Genomic DNA, 23,942 nt, shown 5'->3' with positions numbered 1-23,942 from the left:
TTCACTCCTCTTCTTTTGTAACTGTTCTAGTATACCATGCTCGGTTTAATTGAGCAAGTTAGGCTTTTCTGAGTTTCTCTAAGGTTTCATGGAAAATAGTAGGCTCTTCTGCCGTAAAGGTCACAAGCTCACCTGTCTTAGGATGTGTAAAACCAAGGGTCTTAGCGTGTAGGAACTGACCATGACCTTTTAGGGTCTTACGTGGTCCATACACCTCATCTCCAGCAACTGGATGACCAATATAGGCCATATGAACACGAATCTGATGTGTCCGACCCGTTTCAAGGGTTAACTCGACCAAGGTATAGTCTCCAAAGCGCTCTAGCACTTGAAAACGAGTCAGAGCTTCTTTCCCCTTAGCAGATACTGCTTGCTTCTTACGATCCTTGTCCGAACGACCAATCGGCGCTTCAATTACACCTCGATCATTTGGCAAATTGCCATGGACAATCGCCACATATTTTCGTAAGGATTTCTTCGCCTTTAATTCTTCTGCTAATTTCTGGTGGGCTTCATCATTCTTAGCAATCATCAAAAGACCAGATGTATCCTTGTCAATACGATGAACAATGCCTGGTCGCATGACTCCATTGATACCAGATAAATCCTTGATATGGTACAGAAGTGCATTGACCAGAGTACCTGAAGTATGACCAGCTGAGGGATGTACCACCATGCCTTGCGGCTTATTGACAACAGCTACATCTGCATCTTCATACACAATCTCAAGTGGAATCTCTTCTGCGACATAGTCAATTTCTTCCACTTCAGGAATCTCGTATTGGATACAGTCTCCTGTCTGAACCGTGTATTTGGCTTTTTTCACCTCACCATTGACACGGACCAAGCCAGATTTTATCTGCTCATTTGCGACTGAGCGTGATAAAGAAGTTAGGTCAGCCAAGGCTTTATCTAGGCGAATGCCACCTGTTTCAACTTTTATTTCCATTATTCTCTTCTTTCATAATACTGATAAACAAGACTGCTACACCAACCGTCAAACATATATCTGCGACATTAAAAACAGGAAAATCGATAAAATCAAGATGAAACATATCCACAACGTAACCTAGACGAAGGCGATCAATAAAATTTCCGATTCCCCCTGCAATCACAAGAGATAGGCTCCATAGAGTCCAAAGACTCCCCTTGATATGCTTGATGAAATACCAAACAGCTGCTGTTATCACGATGAGAGTCACTAGGGTAAAAAACCATTGCTGATGTTGGAGAATAGAAAAAGCAGCTCCGTAGTTACGTAGGTAATACAAATTGACAATTTTTGGAATAAAAGTACGTTGTTCATTCAAGGCAATGTTGGCTACAGTCCAAGCCTTTACCCATTGATCCATAATGATTAGGCAGACAATCCAAAGTGGAAATCCGATTTTTCTCATGTTATCCTTTCTTTTTGGCAAAATAGTCTTCCATGACGCTGATGAAATCTTGCGCACAAGGACTCAATTCACTATCTTCTCTTTTGACATATACCATGCGATTGCCCTTTTCTTCCTTAAAGGGAATTACCATAATCCCATGTACACTCTCACTATCTAAAAATCCCGAACCAGTCGCATAGGCATCTGTTCGCTCTAAAATACCATTTAGGGTAGCACGATCCGTCACATCGAAGGTTACAGATGAGTCTGAAGTATCAAAGAAATTTTCCGAATAATAGAGATATTCATCCTTTTCTTGGGTAAAACGAACGGTTGGAAGTCCTGTTAAATCTGCTAACTCAATCTCTTTTTTCTTAGCCAAAGGGTGTCCCTTACGGATATAGATATGGGTTTGAAAATCAATCAAATCTACCACTTCCAAACGGAGTTTATCCAACTTTTGCATAATTCCTTTGGTGTTACGATGGTTGAGATAGATAATACCCAACTCGCTGTGTCCTTGTGCAACCTCATCTAAAATCTGTACTGTCGTTGACTCAAACAGACGAAATTTTGGATACTCAGGAAATTGCTGCGAAAATTCCGTAATCAAAGGTGGTAAAAAATCATAGTGCTGACTGGAAATGGAAAACTCTACTTCACCATCATCTGGCTGTAAATACAAGTGTTCGAATTGATCAAACCCCTTTACTAAACTTTGGGCTTTTTCATAAAATTCCATTCCCCGACGTGTCAAGAAGGTGCCTGAGCTAGTCCGACTAAAAATTTTAAAGCCCAATTCTTTTTCCAAATCACGTACAGAAATGGATAAGCTCGGCTGTGAGACAAACATTTTCTCTGCTGCTTCTCGAAAAGTCCCGCTATTTGCAATCGCCACAACATAGCGCAATTGTTGAATATTCATGCTGCCACTTCCTTTGTAAAATACTCTTTATTATATCATAATCCATCGCAAATGGTATAGCGCATGTCGTACAAATTCCTGTAGCAAGGCACATAAAAAACCAGCCAAAGCTGATTTTGTTAGCAGATAACTTTCCTATACTAAGAACAAACACCATCAGACCCACTGTTTAGATATACCCCTGCTCATTGGCTTCTTTAGCACATTCTTCTTATCAGTTACTGCCATTTGTCATCAACCTCTCCTCGAATAATGTTTAAATTATAGACAATTTCTGCATTAGGGCTACCACCGTCCTGTTTATAGATAGCTGTTAGTTGATTATCAGCAACCAGTGCCTCAATATTATCATCAATGTCTCTTGATTTTTCAAGCCTTGCAGCTTCAGGCAAAACAGTTGAATCAGATACATCAATCTCTTCACCATTTTTAGAATTTCCTAGATAAATAATATGATTTCCATCAATAGTAAAATCTATAGCAGTAAGGCCTACATGACTACCGTAAGTAGCAAACATAATATTCTGTTTAGGGACATTGCCGCCTAGTACAGCTCGGTTTCCATCCGTATCATAAATTACTGGAACGATATCTAAACTTTCCGTACTCCTATCCACATAAATCGGGGAGAACTCTACTTTACTCACTCCGGCATAATGTTCCACGATATAGGTTGCGATTTGTTCCTCCAAGAGCGAGAAACCATGGCGATACAAGCCGTCCACTTTCTTTCTATCCATATACCATTTCCCACCTATTAAAAGTGCTATAACTAAGAATAGAATTCCAATCGCTTTTTTCCACTTTGACTTTCTAGGTTTCTTCTTATCAACTACCGCCATTTGTCATCAATCTCCCCTCTAAATAATGTTACAATTGATAGAATGGCGTTTTCCTTATTTTTTGCATATTCTCTTTTGTAAACCATTTTTCATGCGTTACCCTTATCCTTCAAGTAATTGGCGTACTTCACGCGAATAGGTTAAGTTTGCCATCTTCTTTCTGCACCAATCTAAATTGAGTATTACTTCTGACATCATCATACACTTGTGTCACAGTTCAAATAGTCCGATCAGCAGGAGTAGTAACAATCCTATTAAGACTGGGATTTAAATACTCTGTCATTGCAATTTGCAGATGCTCTTCATTAATATACCTTTTCATAACTTATTCCTTTTGATGTTGCTCTTGTGTTTCCCAAAATTCTTTAGAAGTAACATAATAAGCTGATATAAATTTCCCATCTCCATTATCTATTAAGTTCAAGCTGACTGTCATATCCTTGTTGTTATTGATGATTAGTTGAATCATCAAGCCTCCCATAGGATTATAACTCATACTATCTTCATTGACCTCATAACTCTCGATAAAACCTCTGCTTGTAAAAGCATTCGGATCTTCTTGTTTTAAATAGTCCTCATATAACTGTCTTGCTTCCTTACTGTGGGCAATGGCGATCATCTTCTGTTTTTCTTGATAGTGGTACATCCTAAAGCCTCCTATGCCAATCCCGAGGACAAGCACTATCAGCCCGATTCGTTTCAACTGTTTAGACATGCCCCTTTTCCTCTACTTTATCCGTCTGATATAAGTCCTTGTGCTTCTTCAAATATTTCTTGCCGTACCACTCTTCTAAGCTTTTACCTTCCCATTCACGGTATTCTTCGGGGTATTTTAATCGATAGAAGCCCCGTAGCATAAAAGGGAGGACGACATAACTTTCGTACACTATCATGGCGCTATTGACAAAGAACCAAAAAAGCAGAAAGACCAGAATCGCTAACCAACTCCCTACTTCCATCTTAAAGTGGATAAAAGATTTTATGCAAAACCAAAATAATGACAGTAGACCTAAAAGACTCATGAGCCGATTGACACTCTTTCCAAACACAACATTTCTTTTTTGACTTGCTTCTCTAACTTTCCTATACATAAGGTTTAGAAGATCCTTGCTTCTACTTTTTATAATGAAATACCCAACATAGACGTTGGCAAGAAAGAACGAGCTCACACCCAAAAATCCAAGAGTCATATAGAATGCTGTTAAACAAAATAAATTCCATTCAATCAGCAACCATAAAAAGTAGGTCACAAATAAGTGAAATTGTCCTCTATAAATCAATATAAACTGTTGGTAAAACTTTTTGCCAATCAGAATGATAACGAGCCAACTAGTGCCTAAGGCAAGGAATAGCCACTTGGGTAAAAAGTTATGGGTGGCTGGTTGCAAGAGGTTCGTTTCAGTATGCCCCCAAATATAATGACTTCCCTTATATAAAAGCCAATTAGGTCCAAATATACATAAAATCGTCAAGAGGACCAGCCATACATAGGATTTGAAAGTTCCTCGATACTTTTCTTTCTCCTGTGTCTCTGCCAAATTTTTCTTTATAAATTCGCTAGACGCTTGGTCATCTTCCAAATTCAAACTCTCTTCAAAACTGGCGTTAAAAAGTGTTTTCTTTGTCATGGTTTTATCACCCAAATCCTAGCACTTTTCCGAAGTAACAAAAAGGCGTTGAAAAATGCCATTTACCAATTTTTGTAAATTACTCATATAGTTCTCTACCTCCATTTATCGTAAAATACTGTGTTATAGCTTTGTGTTCCATATCTGGATATAGCTCTTCAATATCAAACCCAAAACTTAATACAAAGTAAGAGTCTTCTATATGATTAAAGCGACCTGAAATATTCAGCTCGTTATATTTTTTACCAATAGGAATACCTCCTGCGTCTGGTTGGACTTTCTTTATCTCCATGCTATCCCAATCCCATTGAACACTTTCTATCTTCGGATTCTGGGATTTCACATAGTCCGTCATTTCCTGCTCATGCTCTTTGAGGTAAGCAATTTGTTTATCTCTGGTAGATAGGGAAGGGAGGTTTGGTTTTACCATCTGATAAATCCCCGCACCAAGTATCAATAGAAAACCTAGGCCGAGGATGATATTGAATAATCTGTTCATGAAAAACTCCTTTTAGCCTGTTACGAGATTTGCATAGATATTATAAAAAGTCACCAAATTACTCAAGTAGTTCACCTCCTATACTTAATGGACTTCCAAACCACATACTTTTAATGCGAATCTGCCCATCCTTTTCATATTTAATTCCTATAACAATGCCCCAATCTGAATCTTCAATGTTGTTAAAACCACCATAAACATCTATCGCATCTCCTCCGCCTTGAGGGGTTCCGTTTCCTATCTTTCCCCACTGGGTCTGACTCCAGTCAATTTGAACCGATTCAACTTTCGGGTTGGCTGATTTAACAAAGTCAATAATCTCTTGCTCATGCTCTCTGAGATAGGCGATTTGCTTGTCTCTAGTAGATATGGGAGGGAGGATTGGTTTTACCATCTGATAAATCCCTGCACCAAGTATCAATAGAAAACCTAGGCCGAGGATGACATTGAATAATTTGTTCATGAGAAACTCCTTTTAGCCTGTTACGAGATTTGCATAAAGATTATCAAAAGTTACTAAATTACTCATACAGCATTCCTCCCACTCTAAACGGGCTCTTTAGGTAGATGTTTTCCATTTCTGGATAACCAGTAGTTGGAGATACTTTTAATCCTACTCGGAAATTAGAACGCTCAATATTGTTAAACACCCCTTTGATAGTTACTTCTTTATATTTCTTTCCTCTTGGAATCCCTCCTGCATTTGGCTGAACTTCTTTTGTTTTCACGCTGTCCCAATCCCATTGAACACTTTCCACTTTTGGATTCTGGGATTTCACATAGTCCGTCATTTCCTGCTCATGCTCTTTGAGATAGGCGATTTGCTTGTCTCTAGTAGATATGGGAGGGAGGTTTGGTTTTACCATCTGATAAATCCCTGCACCAAGTATCAATAGAAAACCTAGGCCGAGGATGACATTGAATAATTTGTTCATGAGAAACTCCTTTTAGCCTGTTACGAGATTTGCATAAAGATTATCAAAAGTTACTAAATTACTCATACAGCATTCCTCCCACTCTAAACGGGCTCTTTAGGTAGATGTTTTCCATTTCTGGATAACCAGTAGTTGGAGATACTTTTAATCCTACTCGGAAATTAGAACGCTCAATATTGTTAAACACCCCTTTGATAGTTACTTCTTTATATTTCTTTCCTCTTGGAATCCCTCCTGCATTTGGCTGAACTTCTTTTGTTTTCACGCTCTCCCAATCCCATTGAACACTTTCCACTTTCGGATTCTGGGATTTCACATAGTCCGTCATTTCCTGCTCATGCTCTTTGAGGTAAGCGATTTGCTTGTCTCTAGTAGATATGGGAGGGAGAATTGGTTCTACCAGCTGATAAATCCCTGCACCAAGTATCAATAGAAAACCTAGGCCGAGGATGACATTGAATAATTTGTTCATAGAAGATCCCTTCTGTTTAAAAGCAAATTTCTATCTCTATTATACAATAAAAAATAAGTTTGACCAACGTTAATTTGCGCCATTTTACTGTAACAAGACTTACTCCTACATTCTGACAAAACCACATCTCAAGATAACAAAAAATACTTGTAAAAACAAGTAAATTAAGGGATACTATTTTAGCAAACTGTTAAATCAGCTTGTAATTCCCCCTTTAGGTCAAGGCTAGAAAGGGGGGGCAGGTATATACAGGACCGTAAAGGAAAGCATAAAAGAAAAGAGCTTAATGCTCTAGAATGTATCAATCTAACGATGGCAACCGTTGAACTGATAAAAATCATTCTAGAAGTCATCAAACTCTTCTTCTAAAACCTTAGACAAGTGAGTAGTTCAACTTACTTGTCTTCCCTTGACATTATTATAGCATGGCTTGCTATCTTGTTCAATGATTATACTGCTCAAGAAACTATAATGGATTAGAAAGGAATAGGACAAGGAAAGGAGCTGCAGATAGAACTGGCGTTAATTGAGGCTTACTCCATAATCCCTATTTCTAACCTTCAACAGTCCACTGGACTATTGAAGCAAAGCGACTGAACGATGACCTAACATTTATTCAATTCACTATATTTCATCCACATCATTCGTGTATTAACAGCCCCACAAGGCTTTTTCTTTTGCTCTGCTGTATGCTGTTCTAGTTCTTAGCAGCTAGGTAGACGACTTCTGTAACATCTGTAAAGCCTAGTTTGCGATACAGAGTGGCAGCTACTATGTTTTCTTTTTCAACGACAATCTGAAAGGCTTTATCATTTCGAGAAAGCAACTGACAGATGACCTCTTTCATTAAGTAACTCCCCAATCCTTGACCTTGATGAACAGGTGCTACTCCCAAGCCAAAAATATGGTTATAATCAGATGTCGTATCGATTGTGACCGAAGCAAGGACTTCCTTGTCCTTCATCAATACATATAACAAGGTGTCGTCTCCTTCAAGGCTAGCATGTGCATATTGCTCGCTATTGTCAATGCTCTTCTGAAAGGCTTCAGCTTGAACCTTGGCAATGGCTCCAATCATCTCTTTTTCAGCTAAGACGACTTTACAATCATCACGACTCTCCAGATCATAGGGCTTTCGCTCTCGTCTCAACCACAGTTCTGCATCGTCTTCCTCGACCAAGTTAAAGTGAGAGAGCAACCATGGATTTTTCTCGATAAAAATTCGCTCTGTCTCATAGGAAATCCCTGACAGTTGATATTCTTTGGCAACTTGGATAAATGCTGCTTCCAAGGCTCTTGCAATTCCTTGATTTCTAGCTGACGGTAAGACAAAGAGTGATACACTTACATCTTCAATCTCATCTGCATAAACATAAAGACAGCCCAATAATGTCTCTTCTTCATAGGCCAGAAAGATGCAAGGCATATCTGGATCAACATTATAGTCATTCGCCAAATAAGGGATACTAGCTGTTCCATCATATGCATGACAGGTCTCTAGCAAGTTCAAGACCTGCTTCATTTCTTCATCTGGTAAACAATTTCTTTTCCTAATCCTCATATCGTCCTCCTGAACAAAAAAGAACCTGCCAAAAGGCAAGTTCTCAGGTAAGCTTTCTAAAGCCAGTAATAAGGTGTTCCTTATTATTTCGCGATAGGGTAAACAGATACCTGCTTTTTATCGCGTCCTTTACGTTCAAAACGTACTACGCCTTCAACTTTAGCGTAAAGTGTGTCATCTCCTCCACGACCTACGTTAGCTCCTGGATAGATTTTTGTACCACGTTGGCGGTAAAGAATTGAACCACCTGATACAGTTTGACCGTCAGCCGCTTTAGCTCCAAGACGTTTTGCTTGAGAGTCACGACCGTTTGACGTTGAACCTCCACCTTTTTTGTGGGCGAATAGTTGCAAGTTAGCAAGATTCAAGTTTAACATAATGTTAGTCCTCCAATATTCTGTGATGAGTGTTGTTGCGCCAGGCTAAAATTAAGCGTTGATAGCGTTGATAACAACTTTTGTGTAAGGTTGACGATGACCTTGTTTACGGTGGCTACCTTTTTTAGGTTTGTATTTGAAAGTAACAACTTTCTTTTGTTTTCCTTGTTTTTCAACAGTTCCAACAACAGTAGCACCTGCTACAAGTGGAGTTCCGACAACAGTCTTTTCACCACCAACAAGAACAACTTCGTTAAATGTAACGTCTTGACCAGCTTCAACGTTCAATTTTTCAACGTAGATTGCTTGACCAACTTCAACTTTAACTTGTTTTCCGCCAGTTTTAATGATTGCGTATGTGCTCATTATGCACCTCCTATGATAATATGGGACTTGTCCCGAATTTTTTGTGAAGACTCGCCTAGCATCGTGGGACGAACCTCTTAAACGATGATCGAGCGGTTGCACAGGCTGTGCATAGTCAACATTCTTATTCTATCACTCTTAGCGGAATTTGACAAGTATTACCACTCAATAAATATAATTTTTTTCTGTGAATTGAGGGAAACGGACACCATAGCTCCCTTAGCTGTCTCAGCTTCTCTTGCTTTTTGTTTTGTAGAGTTGGAAACATTCACTAGATGTTGCTCGCCATTTGACGCTTCAAGAGTCATTAAGATTGAAGAATAGTGGCTACGACTATAGCCAATCCTTGTTGTTACTTCCTTTACCTGCATCACCTCTACTTGGTCAACTGTTTGGTTGGCAAAATACTCATAACGCAGCCATACAGTGGATAAACGGTAACATTCGTATGCAGGATAGAAAAGAGCTAAAAGAGGTAAGCTAACAAGTAGCTGTAATTTTTTCTTTGTCATGTGGCTGTCAAATAAGTTCTCTCTTATAGTAAAAAATACTGCTCTCCATCCTCGCCTTCGTAGCTTTCGATAACAGAAAAGATAGACAAGTAAGATGAGCAAGAAACGAAGAAAAGCTCCCACTACATAATACTTAGACGGCACCATTCCCATAATAACATTTTCAACTTCTGCCTTCCAAGATAGTGTATTCCATAGCCCATCTATCACATCTTTTCCCATTCTGTATGTTTCCTTTTCAACTCTTTGTGCCTTGTCAAAGCCTTTCTTTTCGTCAATATCTACTATGTATGTGGCGATCTCAGATGACCATTACAACAAATCGCTAATCAAGTCATCAACTTCATCTTTTTCTGCCTGAGGGGTAATTTCTGTCACCATAATACCACGAACAGCCCGCTCTACCAGCCCCTCTACATCCAAACGGCTTTCGTACTGCTCGACATTTTTTATCTTAGGATTGGTCTTTGGACGGTCTGGGGCAAAAATGGTACAGCAATCTTCAAAAGGCTGAATGGAAATCTCAAAGGTATCGATTTTCTCAGCGATGTCAATAATTTCTAGTTTATCCATGGTCACAACAGGGCGAATGACGGGGGTATTGGTCACCGCGTTAATGGCCTGCATACTTTCTAAGGTCTGACTCGCCACTTGTCCTAGGCTTTCTCCATTGATGATCACAAGACCACCACGTTCTTCACGAATGCGGTCGGTAATCCGCATCATGAAACGACGTGTCAAGGTCATGAGATAAGCTTCAGGCGCTTTTGCCTTAATTTCTTCTTGAATTTCTGTGAATGGAACCTCGATAAATTGGATATTGCCACCGAACTTGGTCAATTTTCGTGTCAAATCCTGCGCCTTTTTCAGCGCACCTGGACTGGTATACGGAGGACTTGCAAAATGCACTGCTTCAATATCTACACCACGTTTAAGAGCTAAGTAACCAGCTACTGGCGAATCGATTCCTCCAGACAGCATGAGCATCCCCTTGCCAGATGTTCCGACAGGAAGCCCACCTGCCCCACGAATGGTTTCATAGGAGATATAGGCTGCTTCTGAACGAATCTCCACTCGCAACTCAATATCTGGAGCTTTCATTTTAACTTGAACATGGGGAATCGCATCAAAAACGGCATTTCCCAAGGTTTGATTGAGCTCACGGCTATCCAGTTCAAAGCCATGGTCGCTCCGCTTGCTAGAGACCTTAAACGTCATTCCTTCTTGGTAGATGTCCATCATAATTTCTTGCACCGCAGCAATCAAGGCTGGAACAGATTTCTCAATCTTGTAAGACGGTGAAAAATTTTGAATCCCAAAAATCTGTTTGAGGCTTTCTGCGACTGGCTTGTAGTCGGTTCCATGGAGATAAACATGGGCCCGATCACGGTCTGCCATGACTTTCACTGCTGGATAGATGGATAAGACATCCTGAATATTATTTCTGAGTTTGTTGATAAAGCGCATCCGATTTTTGCCTTTGGTAGACAATTCTCCGTAGCGAATCATAATTTCTGAATACTGCATAGTTTCTCTTTCTATCTTACTTTTTTCGTTTGTTCATAAATGATTTTAAAGGTCGTCAGTACCTGCTCTATTTGGCTCATATCATTTTCTAAATCCAAACTCATGCGAACGGCTGTTGTTGCAAGCTGAGATTGAACCCCCATGGATAAGAGCGTTCCAGCGGGTTTTCCTGCCTTGGATGAGCAAGCTGAGGTCGTTGAAACATAGATACCATACTCCTCAAAGGCATGGACTAGAACCTCTCCCCGAACCCCTTTGAGACCAAAGGTCAGAATATGCGGGGCAAACTGGTCTTGACCAGAGAAAATTCGAATATCTTCATAGGCGGACAATCCTTGGAGCAACACTTGCTTCATCTGACTAGTTTTGTGGGTAAATTCTTCCTGCCGCTCCATTGCTAGTCGAAGAGCTTTAGCTGTTGCTGCAATCCCTGCTAGATTTTCAGTTGTGGAACGCTTATCTGTTTCCTGCCCACCACCTGTTAGCAGAGGGGTGATTTTCTTTCCATTTTTAATGTAAGCAAAGCCGACACCTCGAAGACCATGAAATTTATGGCTGGAAAAAGTGGCAAAATCAACACGCTCCGTTAAATAAGTAGCTACCGGAATCTTAGCCAAGGCCTGTACGGCATCTACATGAAAGGAAATCGTTGGTTTATCTTTTAGTAAATCCGAAATAGCCTGAATGGGCTGAATCGAGCCAATCTCATTATTGACTGCCATAACGGAGACCAAGATTGTATCTGGGCGTAATAAGGTTGCCAATTTCTCCACATCGACAAAACCTTGCTGATCAACAGGGGCAAAATCCACTTCATATCCTTGTGTTTTCAGCCAAAGTGCAGATTCCTTGACCGCAGGATGTTCAATATCAGACACAACGATATGCTTGCCAAACTGCTCCTTTTCAAAAGCAACACCCTTGATAACCCAATTATCCCCTTCTGTCCCACCAGAAGTAAAAAAAATTTCCTGTGGCAGAACACCTATAAGGTCTGCAATTTGCTTCCTAGAAGCCTGTAAAATTCGGCTTGCCTGACTCCCCAGCTGATGTAAACTGGATGGGTTCCCCAAAATTTTTGAAGCAACTTCTGTATAGGTTGCAAGAGCCTCAGGATAAGGACGCGTGGTCGCCGCATTATCTAAATAAATCATCATCTATCCTCTTTTCATCTATCTTTTCATTATACCAAATTTTAGGGCCTGATAGACAGAAAAAAACTGTAAACCAGGACAAACGCATGAAAAATTGCACCTATCCTAATTTTTGATAAGTGCAATTTTTTACCCATTTCATAACTTTTTTGAAAAAATAGTAACTTTTCTCTCGTTAACGACTTAATTGTACCATCATTTTTTCTAAATACTAATACTAACAATAAAAAAACGATTTCTGAAAACGATATTTTCTTCATGCCTTTGTCGTGACTGTAAACACAGAGAGAACGGGAAGAAACTCATCTTTCTGCCCGTATCAAATTATAAAATCTGAGCTAATGCGTCTATATCTTCCTGACTGGTTGACCAGCTGGTTGCTAAGCGAATAACGTTATAGGTAGCATCATATTTTTCCCAAAATCCATAGCAGACTCCAGCTTTTTCTAATTTTTCTAATTCCGAATCTGTCAATAATAAAAATTGCTGGTTGGTGGGAGATTTAAGATAGAAGCGATAGCCTTTTTCTTCCAATATTCCAATCAATTGCTCAGCCATGGTAATGGCATGACTTCCTAATTGCAGATAGAGATTCTCGGTAAACAAACGATCAAACTGAATACCTATCAAACGCCCCTTTGCTAGGAGTGCACCATGTTGTTTGACAATCGTTGTAAAATGTTTGGGCTGATTAGACTTGGTAAAGACAACGGCCTCTCCCATAAGCGCCCCCATTTTCGTACCACCGATAGAAAAGACATCTGTCAATTCCGCAATCGTTGGCAAATCAAGGTCTGTCGAACGTGCTGCTAATCCATAGCCCAAACGTGCACCATCTAAAAAGAGGGGAATCTGATAGTCCTTGCAGACTGTAGCTAAATCTGACAGTTCTTCCTTACTGTAAAGGGTGCCATACTCTGTCGGATGCGAAATATAGACCATTCCTGGAAAGACCATGTGCTCATGATTGGCATCCGCATAAAAAGTTTCTAAGAGCTGACGGACAGCACTTGCTTGAATTTTTCCATCCTGATGAGGTAGTGTCAGTACCTTATGACCTGAAAATTCAATTGCACCAGCCTCATGCACAGAAATGTGACCAGTGTCTGCTGCAATCACCCCCTCATAAGAAGCTAGGAGAGCATCAATAACCACTTGATTGGTCTGGGTACCGCCTGTTAAAAAAGTAATCTCAGCCTGAGGACACATAGTGGCCTGTCGAATTTTCTCGCTTGCTCGACGACTATACTCATCTGTACCATAGCCCGATAAGCCCAAATCATTCGTTGCAATAAGAGCCTCCAATAGTGCAGGATGCGCTCCCTTATTGTAATCATTTTCAAAATGTAGCATCGTTTCTCCTTATTTACCTATAAGTCAGTTGTTTCGCACCTACGGAGCGGAGCGAAACGGACTGAAAGTCACATAATGAGAAAAAAGCCTTTAAAATCAAGGCTTTTCAAATTATCTAATCCGTCCTGAGGGAATCGAACCCCCATCTCAAGAACCGGAATCTTACGTGATATCCATTACACTAAGGACGGCAAGCGAAAGACTTGCACAAGGCAAGTCTTCGATTACAATTCAATGTCACCGAAAAGATCAGCCATTGAGAATCCAGTTTGAGTTTCTGGAAGTTCAAAATCGCGTTTTTCTTGACGTTTTGGACGGCGTGGACGTGATTCACGCTTTTCAGCTTTCTCTTCACCTTCAGCTTGAGCTGGACGCTCTTCCAAAGCTTTGATAGAAAGGGATACACGTTCATCCGCAGCATTTACTTCAAGAACCTTAACTGTTACATCTTGACCAACTGTAAGCGCATCTTTTGGATTTTCAACACGTTTGTGTGAAATTTGTGAGATATGTACAAGGCCATCAATTCCTGGCAATACTTCTACGAAAGCACCGAAGTCAGTTAATCGTTTTACTTTACCTTCGATAACATCACCAGCAGCTAATTTTTGCTCAACACCATCCCATGGTCCAGGTGTTGTAGCTTTCAATGAAAGTGATACACGACCTTCTTCTTCGTCAATCGCAAGAACTTTTACTTCAACTTCATCACCAACAGTTACAACTGATTTAGGTGATACATTGCGCTCATGTGACAATTCAGTCAAGTGAACAAGTCCATCTACACCACCAAGATCGATGAAAGCACCAAAGCTTGTAATACGAGCAACTTTACCTGTTACGTTTTCACCAACAGTCAATTTGCTAAATACTTCTTGACGAGCTGCAGCAGCTGTTTCTTCTACTACATCACGGCGTGACAAGATGAAACGGTTCTCTGCTGGATCAACTTCTTTGATTTTTGCATCAAATTCTTGACCAACAAAACGCTCAGTGTTACGAGTGAAACGAGTATCAATCATTGAAGCAGGGATAAATCCACGTAAGCCTTCAAACTCAACTGACAAGCCACCTTTTACTGCACGAGTTGCTTTAACTGTAACAACTTCATCTTCACGTCCAACAAGTTTGTCCCATGCTTTGCGTGCTTCTAAACGCTTTTTAGATACAAGATAGGTAACAGTGTCTGTATCTTTACCAACAACTTGGCGAAGTACGAGTAATTCAAGCGTTTCACCAACTTTAACTAGTTCGTTGATGTCAGCTTCACGGTCGTTTGTCAACTCACGAAGAGTTAGGACACCTTCAACACCAGTTCCAGAAATAGCTACATTCGCTTGTCCAGCATCTACTGTCAATACTTCTGCAGTTACCACATCACCAGGTGCAACTTCACTTACACTGTTCAACAAATCTTCAAATTCGTTCATTATAAAAAAACCTCCGACAATCAAGTCTCCCGACTCAACATAAAATATATTTTATTAAGGCACACGCAAGGACAAACAAAAGAGCATCTTTGACGAATTAGGAACTTCCTAATACCTTGACTGGGGTAGCTGGATTCGAACCAACGCATGAGGGAGTCAAAGTCCCTTGCCTTACCGCTTGGCTATACCCCAAAATTGATACTAACTATCCAGTTCATTTAGAACTGAACTCGTGCTAAATCCCTAGTAAAAAAGAGACGCAACTGTTCCGGTCTTAACCGGATTACAGATGTGGCTACCTTTAGGTACAGACTTCCTTGAGTCTAAAGACTCAGCGTCACTCCTCTATTTTCATACGGGATTTTTAACGCACTCGTATCCTATCTAATTGAACACGACCTGAAATTTAGGAAAAAAAGATAAATTGTCTCTTGAACAATGTTCAATTCGCCAATTTCCTATTTTTTCTGTCAATTTCCGCGGTCTTTGTATCTTAGATATGGAGAGAGAGGGATTCGAACCCCCGAACCCGAAGGAGCGGATTTACAGTCCGCCGCGTTTAGCCTCTTCGCTATCTCTCCTAAGTACCGATAGTGACTATTCTATCATAAAATAGTGACCTTTACAAGGGGTTAATGGTGCAAATTGTAATTTTCAATCACATTTCCGACTGCTTTTTCGAGTTTTTTATAAAAACTTTCTGTATTTCCGTTTTTGACAACTGCAAAATGGTGTTCTGCCAATTCCGCAATCTCACCAATCACTTTTTTTCCAATGGTTAGAGTGTAGCCAGGAAACTGCTCTCCATTGACTTGAACATTACCTTCTTCCAGTTGAATTTCAATTTTTTTATCTTTTTTACTCATATCAAACCTCACTTTTTCCATTTTACACAAAAAAACTAGAGCTTGCAAGTACAAGCACTAGTTTTCATTCACTTTTACAATCCAACCTTCAGGTGCTTCAATATCTCCAAATTGAATGCCCGTTAGTTCTTCATAGAGTCTACGGGTAACAGGACCTACTTCTGTTTCGCTATAGAATACATGGAAGTCTTCGCCGTGCTGCACACCACCAATTGGAGAGATAACTGCAGCCGTTCCACAGGCGCCTGCTTCGATAAATTCTGGCAATTCATCCACCAATACTTCACGTTCTACTGCTTTCATCCCTAGGCGATGTTCTGCTAGGTACAAGAGAGAATATTTTGTGATGGATGGCAGGATGGAAGGACTAATTGGTGTGACAAATTCATTGTTTTTGGTAATCCCAAAGAAATTAGCTGAACCGACCTCTTCAATCTTGGTATGGGTCGCTGGATCAAGGTAAATCACATCTGAAAAGCCTTTTTTCTTAGCATATTGACCTGGTAAAAGAGAAGCCGCATAATTCCCACCGACTTTTGCTGCACCTGTTCCATTCGGAGCTGCACGGTCATATTGATCTTGAATGAGAAAATTAGTTGGAGCAAGCCCACCCTTGAAATAATTCCCAACTGGCATGGCAAAAACGGTAAAGATATACTCCTCGGCTGGCTTCACGCCAATAATATCACCAACACCAATCAACAACGGACGAAGATAGAGCGTGCCGCCTGTTCCATAGGGAGGTACATACTCACTGTTTGCCCTCGCTACTGCTTTGCAGGCCTCTACAAATATCTCAGTCGGTACCTGGGGCATTAAAAGACGATCAGCAGTCCGTTGCAGACGCTCGGCATTTTGGTCTGGTCGAAAGAGCTGAATTGATCCATCCTTTGTCCGATAGGCTTTCAACCCTTCAAAGGCTTGCTGCCCGTAGTGAAGAGCAGGCGATGATTCAGACAGATGAAGAGTTGCATCTTCTGTCAGGATTCCTTCATGCCATTTTCCATCTTTATAGGTTGCAAGATAGCGATAGGGCAATTTCATATAGGAAAATCCAAGATTTTCCCAGTCTAGTGATACGGTCATAGGCTTCTCCTTTTTAAGAACCTGTATTCATAAGCGAAGTCATTCTAATCGGGAGCTTATTTTGCGATCATCAAGCCGTTTTTTTTGAAGGAATACTGACTGTATTTCGAAAAAAAGCAACGATGTGTAACGAAAAATAAGCCCTGAATAGAGTTGATGAGTTATGAATACAGGTTCTAACTCTGTGCTTACTATTGTACACCATTTTTCGAGATTTTCAAGCATTGTTTTCAATTTTCAGATAATTTCATCGAAAGAAAAAACAGCACAAGGCTGATTTTTACTTCATATAGGCTTCGCTGACTTCTTCATCTGAAATCGTATCAGAGATAAAGCTGCCATTGCTGGTCCGTTCTGAGAAAGAAAGGTCTGAAAGGTTGATCTCGTATACTTGAGCTGTGGTCGAAATCACTTTCAACATTTGACTTTCTTCTGAGGTTTCACCTTGGTGGAACAGGTCAAAATCAATTGCCTCTCCTTGCACCATTCCTGCAGCAAAGACGCGGTGCGGTTTGGCTTTTAATTCACGCAAGACTTGCAAGCCTCGGTTGGCACGGCTGGTTGCTGGAATCTCCTCAACTGCTACTTTCTTCAATGCCCCTCGATGGGTCAAAAGATAGAAGGCCTTGCTGGATACCAGGAAGGCTGCTGCCACGGTATCATCTCCTTTTAGGTTAATCGCTTTGACACCAGCTGCCTTAGCACCAACAACTGGTACTTCCTCACTATTAAAGCGTAGGGCATAGCCATTTTTCGTGATGAGCATGACATCTTCTAGCTGAGCCGGTGCCACAAACACCACTTGATCCTCATCATTTTTCAATTTGGCAAATTTAAGGGATTTGGACTTATAGGTTCGCCAAGGACTGAACTCACTACGCTCGACACGCTTGATTTGTCCCATTTTGGTTGCAGCAATATAGATACCTGTATCAAAATTGTCTACTAATTCCGCATAGATGATTTCTTCACGAACTTCAAAATTGGAAATGGTCTGGCTGAGGTGTTCGCCAATTTCCTTCCACTTGATGTCCGATAATTCATGAACAGGTCGGTAAATAACATTTCCTAGACTTGTGAACAACAAGAGCTGTTGAGTCGTTTTTGCTGGGCTCATAAAGATTAAGCGATCATCGTCACGTTTACCGATTTCTTCTACAGTTGAAGCTGCAAAGGAACGAGGACTGGTACGTTTGATATAGCCTGCTTTGGTAATGCTTACATAGGTCTCTTCTTCTACCACAAGACTTGCTGTGTCAATTTCAATAGTTTTGGCCATATCTTGCAGCTCACTCAGACGTGGATTGCCAAATTTCTTTTTAACCTCACGAAGTTCTTTTTTCATGAGATTATACATGGTACGCTCATCACCGATAATAGCAGCCAAGTAGGCAATTTTCTCACGAAGCTCTGCTTCTTCTTCCTCCAGAATGACAACGTCCGTATTGGTCAAGCGGTAGAGTTGCAAGGTCACAATCGCTTCTGCCTGCTCTTCAGTAAAATCATAGCTGATCTTGAGATTTTCCTTAGCATCTGATTTGTTTTCGCTAGCACGAATAAGCGCAATGACTTCATCCAAAATCGAAATGACACGAATTAAGCCCTCAACAATATGTAGGCGTTTTTCAGCCTTTTCCTTGTCAAAGCGGCTGCGAGCCAGAATGACTTCTTTGCGGTGGGCAATGTAGCTGGTCAAAATCGGAACAATCCCAACCTGACGCGGTGTGAAATTGTCAATCGCAACCATGTTAAAATTATAATTGACCTGTAAATCCGTATATTTGAAGAGATAATTCAAAATCAAGTCACGATTGGCCTCTTTTTTGAGTTCAATGGCAATGCGCAAACCAGTTCGGTCGGATTCATCACGAACTTCCGCAATCCCAGCTACCTTATTATTCACACGAACATCGTCAATCTTTTTGACCAGAACAGACTTGTTGATTTCATAAGGAATTTCTGTGACAACAATTTGCTCCTTGCCACCTTTTAACTGCTCAATTTCAGTCTTAGACCGTACGACAACGCGCCCTTTTCCTGTTTCATAGGCCTTTTGAATCTCATCTCGCCCTTGGATAATCGCTCCGGTTGGAAAATCAGGTCCTGGCAAGAATTCCATGAGTTTTTCGACCTTGGCAGTTGGGTGGTCAATCATGTAAATCACGGCATCAATAACTTCTGCAAGATTGTGCGGTGGAATGTCCGTCGCATATCCAGCAGAAATCCCTGTCGCCCCATTGACCAAGAGATTTGGAAAGGCCGCAGGCAATACAGTCGGTTCTTTCTCTGTATCGTCAAAATTCCAAGCAAATGGTACGGTTTTCTTTTCGATATCCTCTAGCAGGAAGCCTGCCATTTCAGACAAGCGTGCCTCGGTATATCGCATAGCAGCTGGCGGATCACCATCCATGGAACCATTATTTCCATGCATTTCGACCAAAATTTCACGATTTTTCCAATCCTGACTCATACGAACCATGGCATCGTAAATCGATGAATCACCATGCGGGTGGAAATTCCCCATGATGTTTCCGACAGACTTAGCTGATTTTCGATAGGATTTATCAAAGGTATTGCCATCCTTATTCATGGAATAAAGAATCCGCCGTTGCACAGGCTTCAAGCCATCTCGAATGTCTGGCAAAGCCCGCTCCTGAATGATGTATTTGGAATAGCGCCCAAAACGCTCTCCCATAATGTCCTCAAGGGACATGTTTTGAATGTTACTCATAAGATACAAAGGGACAACTCGGCTTTCCGAAAATTTTCCTAGAAAATTAGTCCCATGCTCAGTTGTAAAGAATCAACTGAACCTTCCTTTCTTACTTTGTTGTTTTTTATATAGTTGCCTAATATACTATAAGATGTCAGCACTCTTATGCTTTTATGCCAAGTTGGGAATCTAAGATTTTTCAATTTATCTTGAAGGTAACCACTCCACACTTATTTTCTTGTCTCTACTTGTTGATAAGTTGTAAGTAATCTTTTCATTAAAAAATCGTCGCTTCTTCCAAGGTAAATCGAACGTTATCTTCAATCCATTTGCGGCGAGGTTCGACCTTATCTCCCATAAGGACAGATACACGACGTTCTGCTCGCGCTAAATCTTCAATGGTCACACGAATCAACGTACGGGTAGCAGGATTCATGGTAGTTTCCCAAAGTTGATCCGCATTCATTTCCCCAAGTCCTTTGTAGCGCTGTAAGTTTGCACCCTTACCAAAATCCTTACGGAGTTGCTCGAGTTCATTATCTGACCACGCATAGGCGATTTTTTCCTGCTTACCTTTTCCCTTACTCATCTTGTAAAGAGGCGGCAGTGCAATATAGACCTTACCAGCCTCCACTAAGGGACGCATATAGCGGTAGAAAAAGGTTAAGAGGAGGGTCTGAATGTGGGCACCGTCTGTATCCGCATCGGTCATAATGATAATTTTGTCATAATTGGCATCTTCTAGATTAAAGTCCGAACCAACACCAGCTCCAATGGTATAAATCATGGTATTGATTTCTTCATTTTTGAGAATATCTGCCATCTTAGCCTTGGCGGTATTGATAACCTTTCCTCGAAGGGGCAGAATAGCTTGAAATTTGCGATCTCGTCCTTGTTTGGCAGATCCGCCGGCTGAATCTCCCTCGACCAGATAAAGTTCGTTTTTGGCTGCATTTTTGGACTGGGCGGGAGTTAATTTTCCTGATAAGAGGCCCTTATCTTTCTTGTTTTTCTTGCCATTTCGGCTTTCATCGCGGGCTTTGCGTGCTGCCTCTCTCGCATCTCTTGCCCGAATGGCCTTGCGAATGAGATTAGAAGCTAATTCGCCATTTTCCAAAAGAAAGAAGGTCAATTTTTCAGATACGATACTATCAACCGCTGGACGAGCAAGGGGACTGCCTAACTTGTCCTTGGTTTGTCCTTCAAACTGCAAATGCTCCTCAGGTACCAAGATAGATAGAATAGCTGCCAAACCTTCACGATAATCGGATCCTTCCAAGTTTTTGTCCTTTTCCTTGAGAAGACCTGTTTTTCTAGCATAGTCATTCATGGCCTTTGTAATCGCCGATTTGAGACCTGTCTCATGCGTTCCACCGTCTTTGGTACGAACGTTATTGACAAAGGAAAGAATATTATCTGAATAGCCATCATTATACTGAAGCGCCACTTCAACTTGGAATCCACTCTCTTCCCCATCGAAATACAGAACAGGTGTCAAGGTTTCCTTGTCTTCATTCAGATAACTAACGAAATCCTGCACGCCATTTTCATAGTGGAATTGGCTTTCTTCACCCGTTCGCTCATCAAGCAGGGTCAAGGTTACTTGTTTCAAGAGAAAGGCTGACTCGTTTAACCGCTCCGCAATGGTATTGTACTTGAAATCAGTCGTTGAAAAAATACTGCTATCTGGCATAAAACGAACCTTAGTGCCAGACTTAGACTTGGGAGCTGTCCCAACCTTTTCTAGTCCTGTTACCGGTTTACCACCATTTTCAAAACGCTGGCGATACACAGCTCCGTCACGTGTAATTTCGACTTCAAGCCAACTAGATAGGGCATTCACTACAGAAGAGCCTACACCATGTAAGCCTCCTGAAGTCTTATAACCACCCTGACCGAATTTACCTCCGGCATGAAGCACTGTAAAAATAACCTCTACTGTCGGAATCCCCATGGCGTGCATCCCAACTGGCATACCACGCCCATGATCCGATACACTCAGGCTACCGTCTTTATGAATGGTGACATCAATCTTGTCACCGAATCCAGATAAGGCTTCATCGACTGCATTGTCCACAATTTCCCAGACCAAATGATGCAGTCCTGCTCCATCGGTTGATCCGATATACATCCCAGGACGTTTCCGAACTGCATCCAGCCCTTCCAACACCTGAATCGCATCATCATTGTAATTGTTAATATTGATTTCCTTTTTTGCCACAAGGAACCTCCTGTGTTGTTCATCCTTATTATATTACAGGTTTTTTCCTATTTTTGCAAATAGTGACAGCTTTCCGCTGTCACATTTTCCATACGATATTTTGGCTTATCAAATAAAGATTTGGGACTTTTCATGGTATAATAGAAGTATGATGAAAACGATAGTACTTTTATTGATTGCTTACTTATTAGGTTCAATCCCTTCTGGTTTGTGGATTGGGCAGATTTTTTTCCATAAAAACATCCGCGAGTATGGCTCGGGAAATATCGGAACGACCAATACCTTCCGTGTTCTGGGCAAACAAGCTGGCATTTCGGTCTTTATTGTAGACTTTTTAAAAGGGACCTTAGCTGTCCTTCTGCCCATCTTGCTTCATGCTGAAGGAGTGTCTCCTGTTATATTTGGCTTGGTGGCTGTGCTAGGACATACCTTTCCACTCTTTGCTCAATTTAAGGGGGGCAAGGCTGTTGCAACATCCGCAGGTATGCTCATGGGATTTGCTCCCCTCTTTTGCCTCTACCTCATTCTCGTTTTTGCGGTTACGCTTTACCTAACGTCAATGGTATCCTTATCAAGTGTCATCGGCGCCCTCCTCGGTATGGTCGGAGCTCTGCTATTTCCAAGTATTGGCTTTCTCATTCCCAGCTATGACCTCGTCTTTACCCTCGTTATTCTCTTTTTAGGAAGCTTTGTCATTGTCCGACACAAAGAAAATATCGAGCGCATTCTCAAAAAAGAAGAAAATCTCGTCCCTTGGGGATTGAATCTAACCAAACAAAACCAAAAAATCTAAGGATATTTTCCTTAGATTTTTCTTTTCTAGTCTACCTCATAGACAATCTCACCATCGCAAATCGTGTAGCAGACCTGACCTACCAACTCTTCACCGACAAATGGCGAATTGCTAGCCTTAGATTGAAAATCAGGCGCAACGGTTCGTTCCGCATCTGGAGCGAAAATCGTAATGTCTGCTGGACCATTTTCTGACAAATACCCTGCATCAAACTGGTAGAGCTTAGCAGGATTCACTGTCATTTTTTCCAATAACTCCATCAAGGTCAAATGACCTGCCTGAACCAAATAGGTCAAACCAAGCGATAGGGAGGTTTCTAGGCCAGTCATGCCAGACGGTGCTTGGGTAATATCTGCTACGTTTTTCTCGTCCTTATGATGAGGGGCATGATCAGTTGCGATAATGGAGATAACTCCTGATTTCAATCCCTCAATGACTGCCAAGCGGTCTGATTCCAAGCGTAAAGGCGGATTCATCTTGGCATTGCTGCCTTGAGTCAAGAGTAGGCTTTCCGTTTTAGAAAAATGCTGCGGTGCTACTTCTGCCGTGACTTGCGCCCCTAATTGCTGGGCAAATTCGACTACCTTGACACTTTCTTCCTTGGACAAATGTTGAATGTGGACAGGTGCTTTAGTGGCATAGGCAATCATGACATCACGCGCCACCATGCTATACTCTGCTACACCTGTTGCACCACAGATATGAAAATGCTTGCGGGCAATTTCTTCATTAAGCCCTAAAATACCATTTAATTCTGGATCTTCTTCATGAAGACTGATAAAGGTCCCTAATTTTTTCGCCTTTTCCAGAGCCTCACGGACCACGCGACTACTGGTCAAGGGAATGCCATCATCTGAGAATCCTGCTGCCCCTGCTTTCAATAAGCCCTCAAAATCCGTCAAGTGTTGCCCATCAAAATTCTCCGTAATGGTCGCCACCGAATGAATATGAATGGCTTCTCGTTTGGCTGATTGTAAGACTTCTTCCAAGGTTTCTACCGTTGAAATAGTTGGGCTGGTATTGGCCATCATGACCACTCGTGTAAAGCCACCAGCAGCTGCAGACAGGGCTCCTGTATGAATATCTTCCTTGTGTGTCTGCCCTGGCTCTCTAAAATGCACATGAATATCAATCAAACCAGGAGCTACAACCATACCTGTCGCATCTACAACACGGGTTGCTTCTGCGTCAATATTCTTTGCAATTTGCACGATTTTCTTGTCTTTAACCAAGACATCACACACCTGATCAAATCCTGTTTTAGGGTCCATCACACGACCATTTTTGATAAGTAACATGTCTA

At 41.2% G+C, this 23,942-nt stretch carries 24 protein-coding genes, 3 tRNA genes and 1 other annotated feature; of the genes, 1 reads left to right on the top strand and 26 read right to left on the bottom strand.

Translation table 11 applies throughout. The features are described 5' to 3' along the window. Window positions 1–58: 58 nt before the first annotated feature. The 25 genes from J5M87_RS04400 to parE form a co-directional block, all read right to left on the bottom strand. Window positions 59–949, bottom strand: a complete 891-nt coding sequence (locus J5M87_RS04400; RefSeq protein ID WP_154608623.1) for an RluA family pseudouridine synthase — start codon at window positions 947–949, stop codon at window positions 59–61. Further along, window positions 933–1,397, bottom strand: a complete 465-nt coding sequence (gene lspA, locus J5M87_RS04395; protein WP_154608624.1) for a signal peptidase II — start codon at window positions 1,395–1,397, stop codon at window positions 933–935. The genes J5M87_RS04400 and lspA overlap by 17 nt, the downstream gene beginning before the upstream one ends. Window position 1,398: 1 nt before the next feature. Then, window positions 1,399–2,304 (bottom strand): LysR family transcriptional regulator, encoded by a 906-nt coding sequence (locus tag J5M87_RS04390; RefSeq protein WP_154608625.1) that lies wholly within the window; start codon window positions 2,302–2,304, stop codon window positions 1,399–1,401. Between the two features lie 218 nt (window positions 2,305–2,522). Beyond that, window positions 2,523–3,146, bottom strand: coding sequence for a hypothetical protein (locus J5M87_RS04385; RefSeq protein WP_154608626.1), 624 nt, complete (start codon window positions 3,144–3,146; stop codon window positions 2,523–2,525). Window positions 3,147–3,471: 325 nt separating this feature from the next. Continuing rightward, entirely contained in the window at window positions 3,472–3,861 is a 390-nt protein-coding gene (locus tag J5M87_RS04380) for a DUF1310 family protein (RefSeq protein ID WP_154608627.1), read from the bottom strand. Beyond that, window positions 3,854–4,774 (bottom strand): hypothetical protein, encoded by a 921-nt coding sequence (locus tag J5M87_RS04375; RefSeq protein WP_154608628.1) that lies wholly within the window; start codon window positions 4,772–4,774, stop codon window positions 3,854–3,856. Before J5M87_RS04375 ends, J5M87_RS04380 begins: the two co-directional genes overlap by 8 nt. A 79-nt stretch (window positions 4,775–4,853) precedes the next feature. After that, on the bottom strand, window positions 4,854–5,273 hold the full coding sequence (locus tag J5M87_RS04370) for a hypothetical protein (RefSeq protein WP_154608629.1): 420 nt from the start codon (window positions 5,271–5,273) through the stop codon (window positions 4,854–4,856). A gap of 58 nt (window positions 5,274–5,331) precedes the next feature. Beyond that, window positions 5,332–5,736, bottom strand: coding sequence for a hypothetical protein (locus J5M87_RS04365; RefSeq protein ID WP_154608630.1), 405 nt, complete (start codon window positions 5,734–5,736; stop codon window positions 5,332–5,334). 58 nt (window positions 5,737–5,794) lie between these two features. Further along, window positions 5,795–6,208, bottom strand: a complete 414-nt coding sequence (locus J5M87_RS04360) for a hypothetical protein (RefSeq protein ID WP_154608631.1) — start codon at window positions 6,206–6,208, stop codon at window positions 5,795–5,797. A 58-nt stretch (window positions 6,209–6,266) separates the two neighbouring features. Further along, a complete protein-coding gene (locus J5M87_RS04355) occupies window positions 6,267–6,680 on the bottom strand; it encodes a hypothetical protein (protein ID WP_154608632.1) in 414 nt (137 codons plus the stop codon). A 697-nt stretch (window positions 6,681–7,377) separates the two neighbouring features. Then, entirely contained in the window at window positions 7,378–8,241 is an 864-nt protein-coding gene (locus J5M87_RS04350; RefSeq protein WP_154608633.1) for a GNAT family N-acetyltransferase, read from the bottom strand. A gap of 83 nt (window positions 8,242–8,324) precedes the next feature. Then, window positions 8,325–8,618, bottom strand: coding sequence for a 50S ribosomal protein L27 (gene rpmA, locus J5M87_RS04345; protein ID WP_067089616.1), 294 nt, complete (start codon window positions 8,616–8,618; stop codon window positions 8,325–8,327). Between the two features lie 51 nt (window positions 8,619–8,669). Beyond that, entirely contained in the window at window positions 8,670–8,984 is a 315-nt protein-coding gene (gene rplU, locus J5M87_RS04340; protein WP_008808969.1) for a 50S ribosomal protein L21, read from the bottom strand. Window positions 8,985–9,021: 37 nt separating this feature from the next. Further along, window positions 9,022–9,092, bottom strand: a sequence feature (ribosomal protein L21 leader region). A 50-nt stretch (window positions 9,093–9,142) separates the two neighbouring features. After that, entirely contained in the window at window positions 9,143–9,718 is a 576-nt protein-coding gene (locus tag J5M87_RS04335; RefSeq protein WP_154608634.1) for a hypothetical protein, read from the bottom strand. A 90-nt stretch (window positions 9,719–9,808) separates the two neighbouring features. Beyond that, entirely contained in the window at window positions 9,809–11,023 is a 1,215-nt protein-coding gene (gene thiI / locus J5M87_RS04330; protein WP_154608635.1) for a tRNA uracil 4-sulfurtransferase ThiI, read from the bottom strand. A gap of 11 nt (window positions 11,024–11,034) precedes the next feature. After that, the gene (locus J5M87_RS04325; protein WP_154608670.1) at window positions 11,035–12,177 is read right to left on the bottom strand and encodes a cysteine desulfurase family protein; all 1,143 of its coding nucleotides are present in this window, start codon (window positions 12,175–12,177) and stop codon (window positions 11,035–11,037) included. A gap of 324 nt (window positions 12,178–12,501) precedes the next feature. Beyond that, window positions 12,502–13,530: a threonine aldolase family protein gene (locus J5M87_RS04320; RefSeq protein ID WP_154608636.1), complete on the bottom strand. Its 1,029-nt coding sequence runs from the start codon at window positions 13,528–13,530 to the stop codon at window positions 12,502–12,504. A 119-nt stretch (window positions 13,531–13,649) separates the two neighbouring features. Next, window positions 13,650–13,721: transfer RNA gene (locus tag J5M87_RS04315), tRNA-Arg, on the bottom strand. 33 nt (window positions 13,722–13,754) lie between these two features. Then, the gene (gene rpsA / locus J5M87_RS04310; protein WP_154608637.1) at window positions 13,755–14,960 is read right to left on the bottom strand and encodes a 30S ribosomal protein S1; all 1,206 of its coding nucleotides are present in this window, start codon (window positions 14,958–14,960) and stop codon (window positions 13,755–13,757) included. A 120-nt stretch (window positions 14,961–15,080) separates the two neighbouring features. Beyond that, window positions 15,081–15,152: transfer RNA gene (locus tag J5M87_RS04305), tRNA-Gln, on the bottom strand. A 308-nt stretch (window positions 15,153–15,460) separates the two neighbouring features. After that, window positions 15,461–15,541: transfer RNA gene (locus J5M87_RS04300), tRNA-Tyr, on the bottom strand. A gap of 51 nt (window positions 15,542–15,592) precedes the next feature. Then, window positions 15,593–15,826, bottom strand: coding sequence for a DUF2969 domain-containing protein (locus J5M87_RS04295; RefSeq protein ID WP_154608638.1), 234 nt, complete (start codon window positions 15,824–15,826; stop codon window positions 15,593–15,595). Between the two features lie 57 nt (window positions 15,827–15,883). Continuing rightward, window positions 15,884–16,912, bottom strand: a complete 1,029-nt coding sequence (locus tag J5M87_RS04290) for a branched-chain amino acid aminotransferase (RefSeq protein WP_154608639.1) — start codon at window positions 16,910–16,912, stop codon at window positions 15,884–15,886. A 280-nt stretch (window positions 16,913–17,192) separates the two neighbouring features. Next, the gene (gene parC, locus J5M87_RS04285; RefSeq protein ID WP_154608640.1) at window positions 17,193–19,643 is read right to left on the bottom strand and encodes a DNA topoisomerase IV subunit A; all 2,451 of its coding nucleotides are present in this window, start codon (window positions 19,641–19,643) and stop codon (window positions 17,193–17,195) included. Between the two features lie 259 nt (window positions 19,644–19,902). Beyond that, complete coding sequence (gene parE / locus J5M87_RS04280; RefSeq protein ID WP_160463261.1) at window positions 19,903–21,846, bottom strand: DNA topoisomerase IV subunit B; 1,944 nt, start codon at window positions 21,844–21,846, stop codon at window positions 19,903–19,905. Between the two features lie 148 nt (window positions 21,847–21,994). Between parE and plsY the strand changes: the two genes are divergently transcribed. Next, window positions 21,995–22,639, top strand: coding sequence for a glycerol-3-phosphate 1-O-acyltransferase PlsY (gene plsY / locus J5M87_RS04275; protein ID WP_154608641.1), 645 nt, complete (start codon window positions 21,995–21,997; stop codon window positions 22,637–22,639). A 26-nt stretch (window positions 22,640–22,665) separates the two neighbouring features. Here the strand turns inward: plsY and J5M87_RS04270 are convergent, their stop codons facing one another. Beyond that, window positions 22,666–23,937 carry a dihydroorotase gene (locus tag J5M87_RS04270; protein ID WP_154608642.1) on the bottom strand — a complete coding sequence of 424 codons (1,272 nt, stop codon included), beginning with the start codon at window positions 23,935–23,937 and terminating at the stop codon, window positions 22,666–22,668. Window positions 23,938–23,942 lie beyond the last annotated feature (5 nt).

It is taken from the genome of Streptococcus sp. zg-86, assembly GCF_017639855.1.
Taxonomy (GTDB): domain Bacteria; phylum Bacillota; class Bacilli; order Lactobacillales; family Streptococcaceae; genus Streptococcus; species Streptococcus zhangguiae.
The sequence above is the reverse complement of the archived record's forward strand: the minus strand, read 5'-3'. Positions and strand labels throughout refer to the sequence as shown.

Excerpts from the sequence above, each read along its gene's own strand:
- J5M87_RS04400 (WP_154608623.1), bottom strand. The coding sequence starts at position 949 with ATGGAAATAAAAGTTGAAACAGGTGGCATTCGCCTAGATAAAGCCTTG.
- lspA (WP_154608624.1), bottom strand. The coding sequence starts at position 1,397 with ATGAGAAAAATCGGATTTCCACTTTGGATTGTCTGCCTAATCATTATG.
- J5M87_RS04390 (WP_154608625.1), bottom strand. The coding sequence starts at position 2,304 with ATGAATATTCAACAATTGCGCTATGTTGTGGCGATTGCAAATAGCGGG.
- J5M87_RS04385 (WP_154608626.1), bottom strand. The coding sequence starts at position 3,146 with ATGGCGGTAGTTGATAAGAAGAAACCTAGAAAGTCAAAGTGGAAAAAA.
- J5M87_RS04380 (WP_154608627.1), bottom strand. The coding sequence starts at position 3,861 with ATGTCTAAACAGTTGAAACGAATCGGGCTGATAGTGCTTGTCCTCGGG.
- J5M87_RS04375 (WP_154608628.1), bottom strand. The coding sequence starts at position 4,774 with ATGACAAAGAAAACACTTTTTAACGCCAGTTTTGAAGAGAGTTTGAAT.
- J5M87_RS04370 (WP_154608629.1), bottom strand. The coding sequence starts at position 5,273 with ATGAACAGATTATTCAATATCATCCTCGGCCTAGGTTTTCTATTGATA.
- J5M87_RS04365 (WP_154608630.1), bottom strand. The coding sequence starts at position 5,736 with ATGAACAAATTATTCAATGTCATCCTCGGCCTAGGTTTTCTATTGATA.
- J5M87_RS04360 (WP_154608631.1), bottom strand. The coding sequence starts at position 6,208 with ATGAACAAATTATTCAATGTCATCCTCGGCCTAGGTTTTCTATTGATA.
- J5M87_RS04355 (WP_154608632.1), bottom strand. The coding sequence starts at position 6,680 with ATGAACAAATTATTCAATGTCATCCTCGGCCTAGGTTTTCTATTGATA.
- J5M87_RS04350 (WP_154608633.1), bottom strand. The coding sequence starts at position 8,241 with ATGAGGATTAGGAAAAGAAATTGTTTACCAGATGAAGAAATGAAGCAG.
- rpmA (WP_067089616.1), bottom strand. The coding sequence starts at position 8,618 with ATGTTAAACTTGAATCTTGCTAACTTGCAACTATTCGCCCACAAAAAA.
- rplU (WP_008808969.1), bottom strand. The coding sequence starts at position 8,984 with ATGAGCACATACGCAATCATTAAAACTGGCGGAAAACAAGTTAAAGTT.
- J5M87_RS04335 (WP_154608634.1), bottom strand. The coding sequence starts at position 9,718 with ATGGGAAAAGATGTGATAGATGGGCTATGGAATACACTATCTTGGAAG.
- thiI (WP_154608635.1), bottom strand. The coding sequence starts at position 11,023 with ATGCAGTATTCAGAAATTATGATTCGCTACGGAGAATTGTCTACCAAA.
- J5M87_RS04325 (WP_154608670.1), bottom strand. The coding sequence starts at position 12,177 with ATGATTTATTTAGATAATGCGGCGACCACGCGTCCTTATCCTGAGGCT.
- J5M87_RS04320 (WP_154608636.1), bottom strand. The coding sequence starts at position 13,530 with ATGCTACATTTTGAAAATGATTACAATAAGGGAGCGCATCCTGCACTA.
- rpsA (WP_154608637.1), bottom strand. The coding sequence starts at position 14,960 with ATGAACGAATTTGAAGATTTGTTGAACAGTGTAAGTGAAGTTGCACCT.
- J5M87_RS04295 (WP_154608638.1), bottom strand. The coding sequence starts at position 15,826 with ATGAGTAAAAAAGATAAAAAAATTGAAATTCAACTGGAAGAAGGTAAT.
- J5M87_RS04290 (WP_154608639.1), bottom strand. The coding sequence starts at position 16,912 with ATGACCGTATCACTAGACTGGGAAAATCTTGGATTTTCCTATATGAAA.
- parC (WP_154608640.1), bottom strand. The coding sequence starts at position 19,643 with ATGAGTAACATTCAAAACATGTCCCTTGAGGACATTATGGGAGAGCGT.
- plsY (WP_154608641.1), top strand. The coding sequence starts at position 21,995 with ATGATGAAAACGATAGTACTTTTATTGATTGCTTACTTATTAGGTTCA.
- J5M87_RS04270 (WP_154608642.1), bottom strand. The coding sequence starts at position 23,937 with ATGTTACTTATCAAAAATGGTCGTGTGATGGACCCTAAAACAGGATTT.